The sequence below is a fragment of the Shinella zoogloeoides genome (assembly GCF_030733845.1).
In the GTDB taxonomy this organism is placed as follows: Bacteria; Pseudomonadota; Alphaproteobacteria; order Rhizobiales; family Rhizobiaceae; genus Shinella; species Shinella zoogloeoides_C.
In genome coordinates this window covers 1703218-1720163 of the sequence record NZ_CP132311.1, presented here as the reverse complement: position 1 = coordinate 1720163, position 16946 = coordinate 1703218, and the positions used below count along the sequence as shown (strand labels likewise).

The 16946-nt window shown below is 65.3% G+C and carries 20 protein-coding genes and 1 riboswitch; of the genes, 7 read left to right on the top strand and 13 right to left on the bottom strand.

Annotated features, from left to right (window positions below; translation table 11 throughout):
• Positions 1-15: 15 nt before the first annotated feature.
• The 4 genes from gcvP to Q9316_RS09660 form a co-directional block, all read right to left on the bottom strand.
• On the bottom strand, positions 16-2886 hold the full coding sequence (gene gcvP / locus Q9316_RS09675) for an aminomethyl-transferring glycine dehydrogenase (RefSeq protein ID WP_306034960.1): 2871 nt from the start codon (positions 2884-2886) through the stop codon (positions 16-18).
• Complete coding sequence (gene gcvH / locus Q9316_RS09670) at positions 2886-3248, bottom strand: glycine cleavage system protein GcvH (RefSeq protein WP_306034959.1); 363 nt, start codon at positions 3246-3248, stop codon at positions 2886-2888. The genes gcvP and gcvH overlap by 1 nt, the downstream gene beginning before the upstream one ends.
• Positions 3249-3421: 173 nt before the next feature.
• Entirely contained in the window at positions 3422-4561 is a 1140-nt protein-coding gene (gene gcvT / locus Q9316_RS09665; protein WP_306034958.1) for a glycine cleavage system aminomethyltransferase GcvT, read from the bottom strand.
• A 157-nt stretch (positions 4562-4718) separates the two neighbouring features.
• Positions 4719-4819: riboswitch (glycine riboswitch) on the bottom strand.
• A gap of 140 nt (positions 4820-4959) precedes the next feature.
• Positions 4960-5247, bottom strand: a complete 288-nt coding sequence (locus Q9316_RS09660) for a hypothetical protein (RefSeq protein WP_306034957.1) — start codon at positions 5245-5247, stop codon at positions 4960-4962.
• Positions 5248-5468: 221 nt separating this feature from the next.
• Here Q9316_RS09660 and Q9316_RS09655 point away from each other — a divergent pair, with 221 nt between their 5' ends.
• From Q9316_RS09655 to Q9316_RS09635, 5 genes are all read left to right on the top strand, one after another.
• Positions 5469-5705: an Lrp/AsnC ligand binding domain-containing protein gene (locus Q9316_RS09655; RefSeq protein ID WP_306034956.1), complete on the top strand. Its 237-nt coding sequence runs from the start codon at positions 5469-5471 to the stop codon at positions 5703-5705.
• A 98-nt stretch (positions 5706-5803) separates the two neighbouring features.
• Entirely contained in the window at positions 5804-6796 is a 993-nt protein-coding gene (locus Q9316_RS09650) for an RluA family pseudouridine synthase (RefSeq protein WP_306034955.1), read from the top strand.
• A complete protein-coding gene (locus tag Q9316_RS09645) occupies positions 6796-7461 on the top strand; it encodes an HAD-IA family hydrolase (protein ID WP_306034954.1) in 666 nt (221 codons plus the stop codon). The genes Q9316_RS09650 and Q9316_RS09645 overlap by 1 nt, the downstream gene beginning before the upstream one ends.
• Complete coding sequence (locus Q9316_RS09640) at positions 7454-8239, top strand: ATP12 family chaperone protein (protein ID WP_306034953.1); 786 nt, start codon at positions 7454-7456, stop codon at positions 8237-8239. The genes Q9316_RS09645 and Q9316_RS09640 overlap by 8 nt, the downstream gene beginning before the upstream one ends.
• 56 nt (positions 8240-8295) lie before the next feature.
• Positions 8296-8682, top strand: coding sequence for a DoxX family protein (locus Q9316_RS09635; protein ID WP_306034952.1), 387 nt, complete (start codon positions 8296-8298; stop codon positions 8680-8682).
• Position 8683: 1 nt separating this feature from the next.
• On the opposite strand, the gene Q9316_RS09630 is transcribed toward Q9316_RS09635, so the two are convergent.
• From Q9316_RS09630 to Q9316_RS09595, 8 genes are all read right to left on the bottom strand, one after another.
• On the bottom strand, positions 8684-8998 hold the full coding sequence (locus Q9316_RS09630; protein WP_306034951.1) for a DMT family transporter: 315 nt from the start codon (positions 8996-8998) through the stop codon (positions 8684-8686).
• A 160-nt stretch (positions 8999-9158) separates the two neighbouring features.
• Positions 9159-9992 carry an S-formylglutathione hydrolase gene (gene fghA, locus Q9316_RS09625; protein ID WP_306034950.1) on the bottom strand — a complete coding sequence of 278 codons (834 nt, stop codon included), beginning with the start codon at positions 9990-9992 and terminating at the stop codon, positions 9159-9161.
• Positions 9993-10010: 18 nt separating this feature from the next.
• Positions 10011-10667 (bottom strand): DUF1345 domain-containing protein, encoded by a 657-nt coding sequence (locus Q9316_RS09620; RefSeq protein ID WP_306034949.1) that lies wholly within the window; start codon positions 10665-10667, stop codon positions 10011-10013.
• The gene (locus Q9316_RS09615) at positions 10664-11137 is read right to left on the bottom strand and encodes a YaiI/YqxD family protein (RefSeq protein ID WP_306034948.1); all 474 of its coding nucleotides are present in this window, start codon (positions 11135-11137) and stop codon (positions 10664-10666) included. Before Q9316_RS09615 ends, Q9316_RS09620 begins: the two co-directional genes overlap by 4 nt.
• A gap of 18 nt (positions 11138-11155) precedes the next feature.
• Positions 11156-11641 (bottom strand): hypothetical protein, encoded by a 486-nt coding sequence (locus Q9316_RS09610; protein WP_306034947.1) that lies wholly within the window; start codon positions 11639-11641, stop codon positions 11156-11158.
• Between the two features lie 2 nt (positions 11642-11643).
• Complete coding sequence (locus tag Q9316_RS09605; RefSeq protein WP_306035262.1) at positions 11644-12108, bottom strand: GNAT family N-acetyltransferase; 465 nt, start codon at positions 12106-12108, stop codon at positions 11644-11646.
• Positions 12108-13235, bottom strand: coding sequence for an S-(hydroxymethyl)glutathione dehydrogenase/class III alcohol dehydrogenase (locus Q9316_RS09600; RefSeq protein ID WP_306034946.1), 1128 nt, complete (start codon positions 13233-13235; stop codon positions 12108-12110). Before Q9316_RS09600 ends, Q9316_RS09605 begins: the two co-directional genes overlap by 1 nt.
• 83 nt (positions 13236-13318) lie before the next feature.
• The gene (locus Q9316_RS09595) at positions 13319-13723 is read right to left on the bottom strand and encodes a helix-turn-helix domain-containing protein (RefSeq protein ID WP_306034945.1); all 405 of its coding nucleotides are present in this window, start codon (positions 13721-13723) and stop codon (positions 13319-13321) included.
• Positions 13724-13879: 156 nt separating this feature from the next.
• On the opposite strand from Q9316_RS09595, the gene Q9316_RS09590 reads away from it, so the two are divergent.
• Together Q9316_RS09590 and Q9316_RS09585 are read left to right on the top strand one after the other, a co-directional pair.
• Complete coding sequence (locus tag Q9316_RS09590) at positions 13880-14830, top strand: DMT family transporter (protein WP_306034944.1); 951 nt, start codon at positions 13880-13882, stop codon at positions 14828-14830.
• Positions 14831-14934: 104 nt separating this feature from the next.
• Positions 14935-16179 carry a hypothetical protein gene (locus Q9316_RS09585; protein ID WP_306034943.1) on the top strand — a complete coding sequence of 415 codons (1245 nt, stop codon included), beginning with the start codon at positions 14935-14937 and terminating at the stop codon, positions 16177-16179.
• Here the strand turns inward: Q9316_RS09585 and lipB are convergent.
• Complete coding sequence (gene lipB, locus Q9316_RS09580) at positions 16152-16898, bottom strand: lipoyl(octanoyl) transferase LipB (protein ID WP_306034942.1); 747 nt, start codon at positions 16896-16898, stop codon at positions 16152-16154. The two genes, Q9316_RS09585 and lipB, sit on opposite strands and share 28 nt — an antisense overlap.
• Between the last annotated feature and the right edge of the window lie 48 nt (positions 16899-16946).

Below are 16946 nucleotides of genomic sequence, written 5' to 3'. Positions count from 1 at the left end.
TTCATGCCGTCCGTATCACTCGGCGGCTTCCGCGTAGTCCTCGAGCGGCGGGCAGGAGCAGACCAGGTTGCGGTCGCCGTAGACATTGTCCACCCGGTTGACCGGAGACCAGTACTTGTCGACGCGGAAGGCGCCCGGCGGGTAGCAGGCCTGTTCGCGCGAATAGGGGCGATCCCATTCACCGACGAGGTCTTCCACCGTGTGCGGGGCGTTCTTGAGCGGGTTGTTCTCCCGGTCCATCTTGCCCTCCTCGATGGCGCGCGCCTCTTCGCGGATCGCCAGCATCGCATCGCAGAAGCGGTCGATCTCGGCCTTGGTCTCCGATTCGGTCGGCTCGATCATTAGCGTGCCGGCGACCGGCCAGCTCATGGTCGGCGCGTGGAAGCCGCAGTCGATCAGGCGCTTGGCGACGTCGTCGACCGTGACACCGGCGCTTGCCGCCAGCGGACGCGTGTCGATGATGCATTCATGCGCCACGCGGCCCTTGGCGGACTTGTAGAGCACGTCATAGGCCCCCTTGAGGCGGGCGGCGATGTAGTTGGCGTTGAGGATCGCCACCTTCGTCGCCTGCGTCAGGCCTTCGCCGCCCATCATCAGGCAGTAGCTCCAGGAGATCGGCAGGATGGAGGCCGAACCGAAGGGCGTCGCCGACACCGCGCCCGTGCCGCCGAGGCCCGGAATGTCCGGGTGGCCGGGAAGGAACGGGGCGAGGTGCGCCTTGACGCCGATCGGGCCCATGCCGGGGCCGCCGCCGCCGTGCGGGATGCAGAAGGTCTTGTGCAGGTTGAGGTGCGAGACGTCGCCGCCGATGTCGCCGGGGCGGGCAAGGCCCACCATGGCGTTCATGTTGGCGCCGTCCATGTAGACCTGGCCGCCATGCTTGTGCACGATCTCGCAGACCTCGCGCACGTTCTCCTCGAAGACGCCGTGCGTGGAGGGATAGGTGATCATGCAGCAGGAGAGGTTTTCCGCGTATTGCTCTGCTTTTGCACGGAAATCTTCCATATCGATGTCGCCGTTGTCCGACACCTTCACGACGACGACCTTCATGCCGACCATCTGGGCGGAGGCCGGATTGGTGCCGTGCGCGGAGGTCGGAATGAGGCAGACGTCGCGATGGTCGTTGCCGTTGGCGAGATGATAGGCGCGGATTGTCAGGAGGCCGGCATATTCACCCTGTGCGCCGGAATTGGGCTGCATGGAGAGCGCGTCGTAGCCGGTGATGTCGCAGAGCTTCTGCGACAGGTCCTCGATGAGATGGCGGTAACCCTGCGCCTGGTCGGCCGGCACGAAGGGATGGATCTCCGCGAATTCCGGCCAGGTGATCGGCAGCATTTCCGCTGTCGCATTCAGCTTCATCGTGCAGGAGCCGAGCGGGATCATCGCCCGGTCGAGCGCGAGGTCGCGGTCGGAAAGGCGGCGGATGTAGCGCACCATCTCGCTTTCCGCGCGGTTCATGTGGAAGATCGGATGCGTCAGGTATTCGCTGGTGCGCAGCAGGTCTTCCGGCAGGCGGTAGGCAGGTTCGAACTGCGCCACGTCGAAATCGCCGCCGAAGGCGCGCCAGACGGCTTGCAGCGTGACAGGGCGCGAACGCTCGTCGAGGCTGATGCCGATGCGGTCGTCGCCGATCTTGCGCAGGTTCACCTCTTCCGCGACGGCCGTCTTCAGGATGATACCCTGCAGCTTGCCGACATGGACGGTGATCGTGTCGAAGAACACGTCGGGCTCGACCGTGTAGCCGAGCTTTTCGAGGCCCTCGGCGAGGCGCACGGTCTTCTGGTGCACGCTCTGTGCAATCGCCTTCAGGCCCTGCGGCCCGTGGAAGACCGCATACATCGAAGCCATGACGGCGAGCAGCACCTGCGCGGTGCAGATGTTCGACGTCGCCTTTTCGCGGCGGATGTGCTGCTCGCGCGTCTGCAGCGACAGGCGATAGGCGCGGTTGCCGCGCGCATCGATGGAGACGCCGACGAGGCGGCCGGGCATGGAGCGCTTGTAGGCGTCCTTGACCGCCATATAGGCCGCATGCGGCCCGCCATAGCCGACCGGCACGCCGAAGCGCTGGGTGCAGCCGATGGCGATGTCCGCGTCCATCTCGCCGGGCGATTTCAGCAGGGCGAGCGCCAGCGGATCGGCCGCCATGACGGCGATGGCGCCGGTCTGGTGCAGGCGGGCGATGAGGCCGGTGAAATCGCGCACATGACCGTAGGTGCCGGGATACTGGAAGATCGCGCCGAAGACGTCGACCGGGTCGAGATCGATGAAGGGATCGCCGACGACGATCTGCCAGCCGAGCGGCTCGGATCGGGTCTTGAGCAGCGCGATCGTCTGCGGATGGCAGTTCTCGTCGACGAAGAAGGCGTTCGCCTTGGATTTCGCCACGCGCTGGGCCATGGCCATCGCCTCGGCGGCGGCGGTCGCTTCGTCGAGCAGCGAGGCATTCGCCACGTCGAGGCCGGTCAGGTCGCAGACCATGGTCTGGTAGTTGATGAGCGCTTCCAGGCGCCCCTGGCTGATTTCCGGCTGGTAGGGCGTATAGGCCGTGTACCAGGCCGGGTTCTCCAGGATGTTGCGCTGGATGACCGGCGGCGTGATTGTACCGTAGTAACCCTGGCCGATCAGCGAGACGAGCTTCCTGTTGCGGTTGGCGGTCTCGCGCAGCTTGTCGAGCGCTTCGCGCTCGGTCATCGGCGCACCCCATTCGAGCGGCTTCTCCTGGCGGATCGATTGCGGCACGGTGTCGTCGATCAGCGCGTCGAGGCTCGGATAGCCAATCACCTTCAGCATCGCCTCCATCTCCTTCGGCGAGGGGCCGATATGGCGACGGTTGGCGAAGTCGTAGGGCTGGTAGTCGGTAAAGGCGAAATCCTTGGGCAGAGACATCAGCCGACAAGCTCCTTGTAGGCGGCTTCGTCCATCAGCGCGTCCGCATCGGCCGGGTTGGCGAGCTTCAGCTTGAAGAACCAGCCGGCGCCCTGCGGGTCGCTGTTGACGAGGGAGGGATCGGCCGTGATGGCCTCGTTGACTTCGACGATCTCGCCGTCGAGCGGACAATAGACGTCGGAGGCGGCCTTCACGGATTCGACCGTCGCCGCATCGCCGCCCTTCGAGAAGGAGGCGCCGACCTCGGGCAGTTCGACGAAGACGAGATCGCCCAGCTGTTCGGCCGCATGCGCCGTGATGCCGACGGTCGCAACGCCGCCTTCGATCTTCAGCCACTCGTGTTCTTCGGTAAATTTCAGCATGTTTGTTCCTCTCTCTGGAAAGATTTCCGGGCGCGCCCCTCATCCGGCCCTTCGGGCCACCTTCTCCCCGACGAGGAGAAGGGAAGCAAACCGCTGCCGTCGTGTCCCTTCTCCCCAGCGGGGAGAAGGGACACGACGGCAGGCGGATGAGGGGGGCGCAACGGATCATGGGGTCAGCGTTTGAAGGTGTTCTTGACGAAGGGCATGGCCGATACGGTGACCGGCAGGAATTTTCCGCGCACGCCGGCATAGAGCTGCGTGCCAGGCGTTGCAGAGGACTTGGACACGTAACCCATGGCGACGGGGCTGTCGGCGTTCGGGCCGAAGCCGCCGGAGGTGACGGTTCCCACGACGTCCTCGCCCTCGGGATCGGTGGCGAGCACCGCACCGCCGCGCACCGGCGCGCGGCCTTCCGGTCTGAGGCCGACACGGCGGCGGTCCGCGCCGTTTTCGAGCTGGTCGAGGATGATGCCGGCGCCCGGGAAGCCGCCGGCGCGTTCGCCGCCCCTGCGGCGCACCTTCTGGATCGCCCATTCGAGCCCGGCCTCGACCGGCGTCGTGCCGGTGTCGATGTCGTTGCCGTAGAGGCAGAGGCCGGCTTCAAGGCGCAGAGAATCGCGCGCACCGAGGCCGATCGGCAGCACGTCGGGATGGTCGAGCAGGCGGCGACAGACGGTTTCGGCAAGATCGGCCGGAATGGAGATTTCGAAGCCGTCCTCGCCGGTATAGCCCGAGCGCGAGACGATGCAGTCGGCATCGTGCAGGTCGCAGGCGCGCACGTCCATGAAGCGCATGGAGGAGACGTCGGCCCAGAGTTCGGCCAGCACGGCTTCCGCGTGCGGGCCCTGCAGGGCGATCAGCGCGCGGTCGTCGTGCAGCGTCAGTTCGCAGGCATCGCCGATCTTCGCCTGCATATGGGCGAAATCCGCGTCCTTGCAGGCGGCGTTGACGACGACGTAGAAATGGTCGCCGCGATTGGCGATCATCAGGTCGTCGAGAATGCCGCCCTCGTCGTTGGTGAAGAGCGCATAGCGCTGGCGGCCTTCGCCGAGGCCGACGACATCCACCGGCACCAGCGTTTCCAGCGCCCGCGCCGCGTCGGCATTGTCGCCGGAGCGGGCGCGCACGGTGACCTGGCCCATATGGGACACGTCGAACAGGCCGGCGGCCGCGCGGGTGTGCAGATGTTCCTTCATCACGCCGGCCGTGTATTGCACCGGCATTTCATAGCCGGCGAACGGCACCATGCGGGCGCCGAGCGACAGGTTCAGCGCGTGAAGCGGTGTTTTCTTGAGTTCAGACGATCCGTCCAAAAGGCGCCCTCCAGTCCTTGGGCGCCCACGGGTTCCTCCGGGCGCCGGCTCACAATCCAGGCGCAATTGCGCCGTTCTCCTGAGCCCCCTCTGTCCCTTCGCCTGAGATTGTTATCCCTTCGGCGAGCGTTCTCACGCTTCTCTCCAGAGTTCCGACGGCACCTTGCTGGTCCTTTTGCCTGAGAGTTTCCGGGGCGGTTGCTCCTTCGGCACCGGCCATACCCCTTCGGGCCGGCCGGTTTCTCCCAGCGAGGTCGGCTCCAGATAACGGCCTTGCCCGTGTTTTGGCAAGAGCCGGCGTCGCTGCCGAACAAATATTTGTCGTTGCGGGAAGACGGCAAAAGAAAGCCCCCGAAACGGGGGCAAGGTTGGAGGACGGCTGCTTCTTTCGGGGGAGATCAGGTGGCTTCGGCGGGCAGCGGCAAGCCGCTCTCGTCGTAAAGACGCTGCGCCTCGGCCACGGTCACCTGCGGCATGCCGCCGGGCGCGGTGAGAAGGGCAAGCGCGAGGGCCGGCGGCTGGATGACGTTGAGAACGGCGAGCGTGCGGGCATCGCCCTTGATCTTGGCGTCTTCGCTCCAATGGTGGATACGCTGCTCGAAGAGCGTGCCGGTGCGGGTCTGCATCCTCATGCCCTGCGAGGCATAGGCGGCGGTGGCGGGCGAGACTGTCACGATCTGGGTCATGGCGCTTCAACGGGTTGGTTGGTTTACGGAATTTAACAGTTGCGCCTTTCGCGGACGTAAAACGCGATGGTTGCAATTTCATCGAATTTTAACGGACTGTGCGATTTTCGGCCGGCCTTGCCTTCAATAGGCGAATTCCGCCATAAGAGGCGGAGATCGCCGCCGGAATCGTGCGGCCGAGGCACAAGCTGCAGCATGCCGCCGATGGCGCGGGAGGACCGATGAAGCCGATTTTCGTGCAATTGCAATGCGCTCCGGGCAAGACCTACGAGGTTGCCGATGCGCTTTACGCTACGGAACTCATTTCGGAGCTGTACTCCACCAGTGGCGAGTACGACCTGCTCCTGAAGATCTATGTCGAGAGCGAAGAGGATATCGGCAAGTTCATCAACGACCACGTCGCGTCCATCCCCGGCATCGTGCGCTCGCTGACCACGCTGACCTTCCGCGCGTTTTAAGCATTTTGCAGCCAAGGGCATTCCTTGGCGTCGCGCTATCGCCTGTTCCCCTTCGGCTGTTCTTGCGCTAAAGCACGGCGCAACGAAAGAAGGCTGACATGGCAGGCATCGAACACAGGCAGGTGGACAACGACGAGGCGGGCATGCGCCTCGACCGGTGGTTCAAGGTCCATTATCCGGGCCTCGGCTTCGGCCCGCTCCAGAAATTGCTGCGCTCCGGGCAGGTCCGCGTCGATGGCGGCCGCGCCAAGAGCGATACGCGCGTCCAGCCCGGCCAGACGATCCGCATTCCGCCGATGGATATAGACGAGAAGACCGTCAAGACCGGTCCCATCGCCGGCCGCGACCTCAAGCATTCCCCTGATGGCGAATTGCTCTCGCGCATGCTGCTGCACGAGGACGACAAGGTCATCGTGCTCAACAAGCCGGCCGGCATCGCGGTGCAAGGCGGCTCGGGCGTCACCCGTCATATCGACCAGATGCTGGAAGCCTGGACGAGCCAGAAGGGCGAGAAGCCGCGCCTCGTGCATCGCCTCGACCGTGACACGTCCGGCGTGCTCGTCATCGCCCGCACGCGCGGCGCGGCGCAGAAGCTGACCGCCGCCTTCCGCGAGCGCGACACCAAGAAGACCTACTGGTCGCTGGTGATGGGCGTGCCGAAGAAGCGCGAGGACAAGATCTCGACCTGGCTCGTCAAGGAACAGACGCCCGACGGCGACCGCATGCGCATCGCCAAGCATGGCGAGGATGGCGCCGATCACGCGGTTTCCTTCTACCGGATCATCGAGCAGGCCGCGCAGACCTACGCCTGGCTGGAGATGGAGCCCTATACCGGCCGCACGCACCAGCTTCGCGTCCACGCCGCCCATATCGGCCACCCGATCCTCGGCGATCCCAAATATTTCGAGGCCGACAGCAACTGGTCGTTCCCGGGCGGCGTGCAGAACAAGCTGCATCTTCACGCCCGCCGCATCGATATTCCGCATCCCAATGGCGGGCGTCTGCGCGTGACCGCGCCGCTGCCACCGCATATGGTGCAGACATGGAACCTGTTCGGCTTCGACCAGACCGCGGGGGACGAGGAAGACTGATGCGGCTGGTCCTGTTCGATTGCGACGGCACGCTGGTCGACAGCGCGAAGCTGATCCATGAAGTCATGGCGCGTACTTTCGTCGATTTCGGTTTTGCGCGGCCGGACCTTTCCGAGACCAAGGCGATCATCGGCCTGACCCTCGACATCGCGATCGCCCGCATGCAGGGCAAGCCGCATGTCGACGACGAGGCGCTGGCGATGACCGCGCATTACAAGGCGACCTATAGCGGCGTGCGCACGGAACCGGGCTTCCAGGAGCCGCTTTTCCCCGGCATCGACGCCATGATGGCGCGACTCGAGCGGGAGGACGACCTGATCCTCGGCGCGGTCACCGGCAAATCCCGCCGCGGCCTCGACCTTATCCGCACCGCGCACGGTTTCGACAAGACCTTCTTCGTCTCGCGCACGGCGGATGACTGCCCGTCCAAGCCGCACCCGGCCATGGTGACGGAATGCTGCGACGAAGCTGGAATTGAGTCGGCCCGGACGGTTGTCATCGGCGATGCGATTTACGATATGCAGATGGCGAAGGCAGCCGGCGCTAAGGCGATCGGCGTTTCCTGGGGCTATGCCTCGGTGCCCGAACTGGTCGAGGCCGGCGCGGATCACATCCTGCGCACGCCTGCCGACCTTCTCGACTGGCTGGAGATTTCCGATGCGTGATATCCTGAGCGACCTTTCCGAAGCGATGAGCGATCCCGATCCAGTGCGCCGCGCGCAGATCCAGATGAAGCGTCCGCTGCCGAAGCGGTTCTACAAGGAGGTCTCGACCGACAGGACGGACGAAGGGTTCCGCATCCTGCTCGACGGCCGCCCCGTGCGCACGCCCGGCAAGAAGCTGCTCGCCGTGCCGGCGCAGCCTATCGCCGACCGGCTCAAGGCCGAGTGGGACAGGCAGGGCGAGGAGATCGATCCCGCGAAAATGCCGGTGACGCGTCTCGTCAACACCGCCGTGGACGGCGTCGCCGACAATCTCGACGCGGTGTTCGAGGAAATCGTGCGTTTTGCCGGCACCGACATGCTCTGCTACCGCGCGGATTCGCCGGATGGCCTCGTCGCGCGTCAGCGCGAAGGCTGGGATCCGGTCATCCGCTGGGCGGCCGATGCCAAGGGCGCGCGCTTCATCCTTGTCGAGGGCGTCATGCACCAGGAGCAGCCGGCGCTTGCCATCGAAGCATTCTCCGCTGCGCTCGCCGCCTATCGCGATCCGCTGGCGCTCGCCTGCGTCCACACGGTGACGACGCTCACCGGTTCGGCGCTGCTCGGCCTGGCGCTCGCCGAGGGCGTGATCGATGCCGACAAAGCCTGGTCGCTCGCCCATGTGGACGAGGACTGGCAGATCGAGCACTGGGGCACCGACGAGGAAGCCTTCCGCCGCCGCGAACTGCGGCGCGAGGAACTGGACATCGCCGCCGCCGTGCTGGCCGACATCCCGCGCTGACTTGCGTCGCGAGCGTGCTACACTCCCCTTCGAGTGAAACCGAGGGGAGTGCAGGCATGTTCGACCGGTTGTCCGCCTATCGACCGCAGGCGCTGGCGGCGCTGCGCATCATGACGGCGCTGCTCTTCATCGAGCACGGCACGCAGAAATTTTTCGATTTTCCGCCGGCAGAGCAGCCGTTCGGCAACCTCATGAACCTGATCGGCGTCGCGGGTGCGCTGGAGGTGGTGGGCGGTTTTCTGGTATTGGTGGGGCTGTTCACGCGGCCGGTGGCCTTCGTGCTCTGCGGCTTCATGGCGGTTGCCTATTTCATGGCGCATGCGCCGCAGAGCTTCTTCCCGGTCAACAATCGCGGCGATGCCGCGATTCTCTTCTCGTTCGTCTTCCTCTACCTCGTTTTCGCAGGGCCGGGGGCTTTCGCCTTCGACAATCGCCGGGCGTAGTTCAGGCGACGAATTTCAGGCCGAGGATGCCGGTGACGATGAAGGCGATGCAGCCCATGCGCAGCGCCGTCACCGGCTCGGCGAAAAGGAAGATGCCGAGCATCACCGTGCCCACCGTGCCGATACCGGTCCAGATCGCATAGGCCGTGCCGATCGGCAGCGTCTTCACGGCAAGGCCGAGCAGCACGATGCTGATGACCATCGAACCGGCGGTGAGGGCGGTCGGAAGCGGCTTGGTGAAACCGTCGGTATATTTCAGACCGATGGCCCAGCCGATTTCAAAGAGACCTGCAAGGGTGAGAAGAATCCAGGACATTGTGCCTACTCCGTTTCAAAGGAGCGAGGCCGTCCCCGCAATCGTGACCGGAGCTTTCTCCGGCGGTAGCCGTCTACCGGGCGGAATATTGCCGATCCGCGTATCGAAGGCAAGGGCGGGAGCGGCATGTCAGCCATGCACCCCCGCCATATCTTGGTCGTCAGCCGAGGCGTTCGGCATGCCACTTCAGGTGATCGTCCATGAAGGTGGAGATGAAGTAGTAGGAATGGTCGTAGCGCTCGTGCATGCGCAACGTCAGCTTGATGTCCGTGTCCTTGATCGCCTCCTCGAAGAGCCAGGGCCGCAGGCCGTTTTCGAGGAAGCCGTCGGCCTTGCCCTGGTCGATCAGGAATTCAGGGAAGCGGGCACCGTCGGCCACCAGCGCGCAGGCATCGTATTCGCGCCATTTCGCCTTGTCGGCGCCAAGGTATTTTTCGAAGGCAGGCGCGGACCAGTCGGCCGTCGACGGCTCGACGATGGGGGCGAAGGCCGAGCAGCTTTTGAAGCGGTCAGGATGCTTGAGCGCGATCGTCATGGCGCCGTGGCCGCCCATGGAATGGCCGAAAATGCCCTGCCGGTCCATGTCCATGCGGAAGTGTTGGCGGAGGAAATTGGGAAGCTCTTCCGTGACATAGGAGTACATCTGGAAGTTCTCGGCCCAGGGCTCTTCCGTGGCATCGAGATAGAAGCCGGCGCCCTTGCCCATCTGCCAGTTGGTGAGCTCGTCCGGTACGTCGTTGCCGCGCGGGCTTACGTCAGGGCAAACCACGATGAGGCCGAGTTCGGCGGCCATGCGGCGATATTCGCCCTTTTCCATCACGTTGGCATGGGTGCAGGTGAGGCCGGAGAGATACCAGAGCACCGGCCGCGGCTCGCGGGTCGCCTGCGGCGGCACGAAGACGGCGAAGGTCATCTCGCATTTGCAGGCCTCCGAATCGTGGGAAAACACGCCCTGCATGCCGTCGAAGGCCGTATTCTGGGAAAGCACTTTCATGGAAGACCCCGATTGTTCTCAGGAGGCGAGCGACACCGCCGCATTGACGGCGGCGGCGACCAGCACCGTGTTGAAGAAGAAGGAAACGACGGCGTGCAGCAGGTTGACCTTGCGCATTGCCGTGGAGGTGATCGCCACGTCCGATGTCTGTGCCGTCATGCCGATCACGAAGGCGAAATAAAGGAAATCATAGACGCCGGGCGGTGCGTCGCCGGGAAAATCGAGGCTCTTGCCGATGTCCCGGCTGCCGGCCGTGCTGCCGGGCCGCCAGTAGAGATGGGCGTAGTGCAGGGCAGCCATCGTGTGGATGGTGAGCCACCCGAGCGCGACCGAGGCGAAGGCGAGTGCGAACTCGGGAACCGTTGCGGCGGGCCGGTTCAGCACGATGAAGAGCGAGCCCGTCGAAATTGCGACGGCGGCGAAGGTGACGGCGAAGATGATCGCCATCGGCTCGTCGGTATCCGTCGCATAATGTTCGAGATAGGTGGCCGTGAGGTGCGGCAGGCGCAGGGACGTCAGCAGCAGGTAGCAGAGAAAGAAGACGACGGCCGCGATATCGACGGCGAAAGCCGGCTCCAGCCAGAGCGTGACGGCGAGCACCGCCGCCGCTGCGCCGATGCCGGCATAGAACGGCACATGGCGGCCGTAGGTCCGGGGTCCCGGCTTTCCCGTCATGAGCCTGCCCGCGCATTCCTTGCCCGGCGGCAGAGGCGGTCGAGCGTTTCGAGGAAGGCGGAACGGTCGCGCGGCGAAAAGGCGGCGTTGTAGCCCTTGCTCTCGCCGGTCTCGCGCAGGTGCGCGCCGAGATCGCGCATGGCGCTGGCCATGCCGATATTCGTCTGGTCGAAGAGCCGCCCGGTCGGGCCGGTGACATGGGCGCCCTTGGCGACGGTGCGGCCGGCAAGCGGAACATCGGCCGTAATGACGATGTCGCCTTCCTTTACGTTCTCGACGATCCAGTTGTCCGCCGCATCGAAGGCGCCCGAGACGATGACGTTCCGGATCATGGGATCGCGCGACGGGCGCAGGCCCGAATTGGCGACGAAGGTGACCGGCAGGCCGTGGCGTTCGGCGACCTTCAGGATTTCCGGCTTCACCGGGCAGGCATCCGCATCGACGAAGATGGTCGGCAGGGTGTCGGTCATGCGTCTGCTCTCTTCCGGCTATCGGCGTGCGGCGCCCTTGCCGTCCGGGGTCGAGGCGCTTGCGGGCGTCGAGCCCGCCGCGCCGCCGCGCGTCGTGGTGGCGCCGCCTTGCGGGCGCCAGATTTCCGTTCCGAGCGTCTCGCCGCCCATGCTCGACCAGACGCCGGACCAGGATCCGTCGCCCTGGAGTTCAAAGAGCGCGATGCCGTGGCTCTCGCCGGCATCGTAGCTGACCGCAAGCGTCCTGCCCGAACCCCCGGCGAGCGTGCCGATGCCCTTGGTCTCGTCCGCGCCGAAGCGCCAGGTGACGGCATAGGTCTCGCCGGTCTTCTTCACCTCGATCACGCCCTCGTAGGGGCTCTTGTCGCCGGGATTGGTGCCCGTCATGGCATAGGTGCCCTCCGGCCCGGCAAGCGCGAAGGTGGGCGCCAGCGCGACAGCCGAGACGATCGTCGCGGCAATCATGCGTTTCACTTCCATTCCCTGCCGGCTTGCGATGCTCATGGCTACCCCTGGGTTGGATATGGTCGGATCATGTCGATATGCGGTATCCCGTCTTCGACATATTCCTCCGACGTCGGCGAAAAGCCAAGCGACCGGTAGAAGCGTTCCAGGTGGCTTTGTGCGGAAAGCGCGATCGGCGTGCCGGGGAAGTGCGCCGCGCAGGCCCTGATCGCCTCCTGCATGACGGCCTCCCCGAGCCGTTTGCCGCGATGGGCAGGCGAAACGAGCACGCGGCCGATGCGTGGCGGCCCGTCTTCCGGCCGCCATAGCCGCGCATAGCCCGCCGTCTCGCCGCCGATCAGCAGCCGGAGATGGAACGCGTCCTCGTCCTTGCCGTCCAGTTCCGGATAGGCGCAGGCCTGCTCGACGACGAAGACGTCCACGCGCAGCCGCAGCAGCGTGTAGAGTTCGACGGCGGAGAAGCCATCCAGCCTCCGCACGTCGACGTCATAGGCCGTGGCGGGTATCAATAAATCACCACGCTGCGGATCGACTTGCCTTCATGCATCAGGTCGAAGCCCTTGTTGATGTCTTCGAGCGGCATGGTGTGGGTGATCATCGGGTCGATCTGGATCTTGCCCTCCATGTACCAGTCGACGATTTTTGGCACGTCCGTGCGCCCGCGCGCGCCGCCGAAGGCCGTGCCCATCCAGTTGCGGCCGGTGACCAGCTGGAACGGGCGCGTCGAGATCTCCTGGCCCGCGCCGGCAACGCCGATGATGACCGACTTGCCCCAGCCGCGGTGCGAGGATTCGAGCGCCTGGCGCATCACCTTGGTGTTGCCCGTGCAGTCGAACGTGTAGTCCGCCCCGCCGATCGTATCGCCATTGCGCTTCGTCATGTTGACGAGGTAGGGCACGATGTCGTCGCCGACCTCCTTCGGGTTGACGAAGTGCGTCATGCCGAACTTCTCGCCCCAGGCCTTGCGGTCGTTGTTGATGTCGACGCCGATGATCATGTCGGCGCCGGCAAGCCGCAGGCCCTGCAGCACGTTGAGGCCGATGCCGCCGAGGCCGAAGACGATTGCCGTCGAGCCGACCTCGACCTTCGCCGTGTTGATGACGGCGCCGATGCCCGTCGTCACGCCGCAGCCGATGTAGCAAATCTTGTCGAAGGGCGCGTCCGGGTTGACCTTGGCGAGCGCGATCTCGGGCAGCACCGTGTAGTTGGCGAAGGTCGAGCAGCCCATATAGTGGAAGATCTTGTCCTTGCCGATCGAGAAGCGGCTTGTGCCGTCCGGCATCAGGCCCTGGCCCTGGGTGGCGCGGATGGCGGTGCACAGGTTCGTCTTGCGCGACAGGCAGGAATAACATTCGCGGCATTCGGGCGTGTAGAGCGGAATGACGTGGTCGCCCTTCTTCAGCGACGTGACGCCCGGGCCGACATCGACGACGATGCCGGCGCCCTCATGGCCGAGGATAGCCGGGAAGATGCCCTCCGGGTCGGCGCCCGACAGGGTGAACTCGTCCGTGTGGCAGATGCCCGTCGCCTTCACCTCGACCAGCACCTCGCCGGCCTTCGGGCCGTCGAGCTGTACGGTCATGATCTCAAGCGGTTTGCCGGCCTGAACGGCAACGGCGGCGCGTACGTCCATGTTCGTCTCCCTATGCGGATTCTCTTTCGGGCGGACCATTGCAGAGCCGGCCCGGGCTCTCAAGTGCGAAAAACGGGTAAAAGTCAGCCTTGATCTTTTTTGATCAATCTGGCGACCTCGGCTTCGAGCGCGGCGATTGCCTTGCCTGTCTGGTCGTGAAGCTGGTGGACTTCCCGGAGCTGGCGCAGCAGCGGATGCAGGTGCTCGTCGCTGGCAGGCTCCGCCGGGGCCTCGCCGATGCCGGCGATCAGCCAGGAGGGCGAGACGGAGAGCACGCCGGCCAGCATGAACAGCGCCTTGGTGTCCGGCTCGGCATGGTCGCGTTCCCAGCCGCTCACCGTCTGCTCGGGCAGGCCGATGCGGGAGGCGAGATCTTCGAGGGAGAGGCCGAGCGCATCGCGCGCCCGCCAGAGGCGGCCGCCGAGCGTGTCGCCGTCGGCGCGGCCCGAAGGGAAGGGGATGGCGTTGCTCTCGCCGGGAAAGGTCATCACGGCCTCCATTGTCCTTTCCGCAAGTTTACAGGCAATCGGGGAACACCTTCTACCTCAAATGCGCCGCTTTGCGCCGCCGCGCGCCACGGCAGGATTTCCGGCATTGCCCGCGGATGCAAAACGACTATGCAGGGGGGACGAGGGAGTCGCGCCATGACCATGAAAGCCAGCACCACCGACCAATCCGGCGGAAACACCATGCAGGGCGTGGCACTGATGGCCGTCGCCATGCTGATGCTGCCCTGCATGGATGCGATCGCCAAATACATGGCGACCTTCGCCGACATGTCGCCGGGGCAGGTGACGTTCTACCGCTTCTTCTTCCAGGTCGTCTGCACGATCCCGCTGATCTTCACCGCGGCCGGCGCCGCGACACTGCGCCCGAAGCAACCGTGGCTGAACCTGCTGCGCGGCGCCATCCACGGCGCGGCGAGCCTCCTGTTCTTCGCGGCCGTGAAATACATGCCGCTCGCCGACGTCTTCGCGATCTATTTCGTCGAGCCCTTCATCCTGACCGCCATGTCGGCGGCCTTCCTCGGCGACAAGGTCGGCTGGCGGCGCTGGCTTGCCATCGTCGTCGGCTTCGGCGGCGCGCTGATCGTCATCCAGCCGAGCTTCATCCTGTTCGGCTGGACGGCGCTGCTGCCGGTCGCCTGCGCCTTCCTCTATTCGATCTACCTTTTCATGAACCGCGCCATCGGCGACGCCGATTCGCCGCTCACCATGCAGACGATCGCCGGCTTCGGCGGCACGATCTTCATGGGCGCGGCCCTGTTCATTGGAGACACCGCCGGGATCGCCGATTTCGCGCCGTCGCTGCCGACCTCGGTCTTCACGCTGGTGCTCCTCGTCATCCTGGGCGCGCTTTCCGGCTATGCCCACATGCTGGTCGTGCGCGCCTTCCGCATGGCGCCGCTCTCGCTGCTGGCGCCCTTCCAGTATTTCGAGATCATCTCGGCGACCGTGCTCGGCTATGCGATCTTCGGCGATTTCCCGACGCCGTCGAAATGGCTCGGCATCGCGATCATCGTCGCCTCGGGCCTCTTCATCATCTGGCGCGAGCACAAGAGCCGAAAGGTCGAGGCCGACATCGCCTTCGAGTGACATCAGAGAATGGTCACGGTGCGCGTGTGGCCGATTCTTAACATTTGTTAGGAGATTGCCGTTAGCCTTGCTTCTCACCTGCCATGATGGCCGGGGAGGACGGCATGTCGACATCGGTTTCGGTCATCCTGCTTCTGGCGATCAATCTGGGCCTGATCTGGCTGCTGATCGCCGCGCCGGTCGGGCGCCGCACGCTCCAAGTCACGCGCGCCTTTCATGCACCCCCAGGCCGCATCGCAGCGCTGGTCAGCCCGCTTGGCGCGAACGCCGACTGGCACCCGTCGGTGCTCTCCAGCGAGCGGCTTTCCCTCGACCATGTCCGGCAGACCTTTTCCTATCCCGACCGCCGGGGCGATCCGATCACGCGCACGCTTTGCGTGAGCGAGGCATCGGACACCGAGGGCATCGCCTGCGAAACGCGGGTGGTCGAGGACAGCGCACTCGATGCGTCCTTCTGGCGGAATTACGTTGAGCGGCGCTTCCTGCGGGCCGTGCCGGGCGGCACGGCGCTCACCGTCGAGCAGACCGACCGCTACCGCGGCGTTGCCTTCCTGCTTTTCCGCTACATCCAGCTTCGGCGGGAGATGAAGGCGCTGGACCTCTGGCTTGCGACGGGAAAGGGCGAGGTGCGCGGCGTTCTGGAACATCCGCTGATGCAGGCGGGGCTTGCCGTGCTGTCCACGCTGCTGCTCTGGCCGTTCTTCGGGCTGAACCCGCAGGGATTGCTGCTTTCCAGCCTGCTGACCGTCGCGATCGTGCTGCACGAGTTCGGCCACATGGCCGCATACCGCGCCTTCGGCCATCAGCGGGTGCGCATGATCTTCGTGCCGCTGCTCGGCGGCATCGCCGTCGGCGGGCGACCCTACAATTCGCATTTCGAGGTCGCCGTCTGTGCCCTGATGGGGGCGGGCATGTCGGCCTTTCTCGTGCCGCCGCTCATTGCCCTCAATGACGCTTCAGGTCCCGCGACCGGCGCCATGCTGCTCGTCTTCCTGCTGATCGTCGGCGCCTTCAACCTCCTCAACCTCCTGCCCATGCACCGGTTCGACGGCGGCCAAGTGCTGCGCCAGGTGTTTTCGACGCGGTTCGGCCTTCTGGCCGCGAGTTTCCTCGTGACGCTGGCGATCCTGTGGGTGGGGTGGCGCATCGGGTTGCCGGTCCGGCTGCTCATGGCCGGGCTTGCCGTCTTCACCGTGCTGAGCCTTCTCGGCGCCGGTGGCGTGAAGCCGCGACGGGCGCTCGATCCGATGACGGCGCCGCAGCGGCTGCTCGCCGGCTTCGGCCTTTACGCCGCCGTCGCGCTGCACGCTTTCGCGATCATCTATGCCTGCGACAGGCTCTTCGGCTGACAGTCCGCCTCGGAAATGGTCGGGCCGAACACCCGCTCGAACGAATCGCGGATGCGGATGTCCGCATCGCTCATCATGACGGGCAGCCCGAGATCGACGAGGCTGGTGACGCCATAGCCGCGGATGCCGCAGGGCACGATGCCGGAGAAATGCTCGAGGTCCGGATCGACATTGAGCGAGAAGCCGTGAAAGCTCACCCAGCGGCGCAGGCGGATGCCGATCGCGGCGATCTTGTCCTCGGCGGGTGAGCCGTCGGGCAGCGGCGGGCGCTCGGGCCGGCGCACCCACACGCCGACGCGATCCTCGCGCCGCTCGCCGCGCACGTTCATGGCGTCGAGTGCGTCGATCACCACCGCTTCGAGCGCCGCCACGAAGGCGCGCACGTCCTGCCGGCGGCGTTTCAGGTCGAGCATGACATAGACCACGCGCTGGCCCGGACCATGATAGGTGTATTCGCCGCCGCGGCCTGTGGAAAACACCGGGAAGCGGTCTGGCGCGACGAGGTCGGCCGCGTCCGCGCTGGTGCCGGCCGTGTAGAGCGGGGGATGTTCCACCAGCCAGACGAGTTCGTCCGCCTCGCCATTCGCGATGGCTGCGGCCTCGTTTTCCATGGTTTCGACGGCCACGTCATAGGGAACGGGATCGTGTGCGATACGCCAGCGCACCGGCGGCGAACCGGGAGACGCAAGAAGGGATGTCGAAATGTCCTGACGCTGCATGATGGCCGTCCTTTTGGGGTTTCTTGTGCCAGATATAGGGGCGATCAT

Excerpts from the sequence above, each read along its gene's own strand:
- gcvP (WP_306034960.1), bottom strand. The coding sequence starts at position 2,886 with ATGTCTCTGCCCAAGGATTTCGCCTTTACCGACTACCAGCCCTACGAC.
- gcvH (WP_306034959.1), bottom strand. The coding sequence starts at position 3,248 with ATGCTGAAATTTACCGAAGAACACGAGTGGCTGAAGATCGAAGGCGGC.
- Q9316_RS09660 (WP_306034957.1), bottom strand. The coding sequence starts at position 5,247 with ATGACCCAGATCGTGACAGTCTCGCCCGCCACCGCCGCCTATGCCTCG.
- Q9316_RS09655 (WP_306034956.1), top strand. The coding sequence starts at position 5,469 with ATGAAGCCGATTTTCGTGCAATTGCAATGCGCTCCGGGCAAGACCTAC.
- Q9316_RS09650 (WP_306034955.1), top strand. The coding sequence starts at position 5,804 with ATGGCAGGCATCGAACACAGGCAGGTGGACAACGACGAGGCGGGCATG.
- Q9316_RS09645 (WP_306034954.1), top strand. The coding sequence starts at position 6,796 with ATGCGGCTGGTCCTGTTCGATTGCGACGGCACGCTGGTCGACAGCGCG.
- Q9316_RS09640 (WP_306034953.1), top strand. The coding sequence starts at position 7,454 with ATGCGTGATATCCTGAGCGACCTTTCCGAAGCGATGAGCGATCCCGAT.
- Q9316_RS09635 (WP_306034952.1), top strand. The coding sequence starts at position 8,296 with ATGTTCGACCGGTTGTCCGCCTATCGACCGCAGGCGCTGGCGGCGCTG.
- Q9316_RS09630 (WP_306034951.1), bottom strand. The coding sequence starts at position 8,998 with ATGTCCTGGATTCTTCTCACCCTTGCAGGTCTCTTTGAAATCGGCTGG.
- fghA (WP_306034950.1), bottom strand. The coding sequence starts at position 9,992 with ATGAAAGTGCTTTCCCAGAATACGGCCTTCGACGGCATGCAGGGCGTG.
- Q9316_RS09620 (WP_306034949.1), bottom strand. The coding sequence starts at position 10,667 with ATGACGGGAAAGCCGGGACCCCGGACCTACGGCCGCCATGTGCCGTTC.
- Q9316_RS09615 (WP_306034948.1), bottom strand. The coding sequence starts at position 11,137 with ATGACCGACACCCTGCCGACCATCTTCGTCGATGCGGATGCCTGCCCG.
- Q9316_RS09610 (WP_306034947.1), bottom strand. The coding sequence starts at position 11,641 with ATGAGCATCGCAAGCCGGCAGGGAATGGAAGTGAAACGCATGATTGCC.
- Q9316_RS09600 (WP_306034946.1), bottom strand. The coding sequence starts at position 13,235 with ATGGACGTACGCGCCGCCGTTGCCGTTCAGGCCGGCAAACCGCTTGAG.
- Q9316_RS09595 (WP_306034945.1), bottom strand. The coding sequence starts at position 13,723 with ATGACCTTTCCCGGCGAGAGCAACGCCATCCCCTTCCCTTCGGGCCGC.
- Q9316_RS09590 (WP_306034944.1), top strand. The coding sequence starts at position 13,880 with ATGACCATGAAAGCCAGCACCACCGACCAATCCGGCGGAAACACCATG.
- Q9316_RS09585 (WP_306034943.1), top strand. The coding sequence starts at position 14,935 with ATGTCGACATCGGTTTCGGTCATCCTGCTTCTGGCGATCAATCTGGGC.
- lipB (WP_306034942.1), bottom strand. The coding sequence starts at position 16,898 with ATGCAGCGTCAGGACATTTCGACATCCCTTCTTGCGTCTCCCGGTTCG.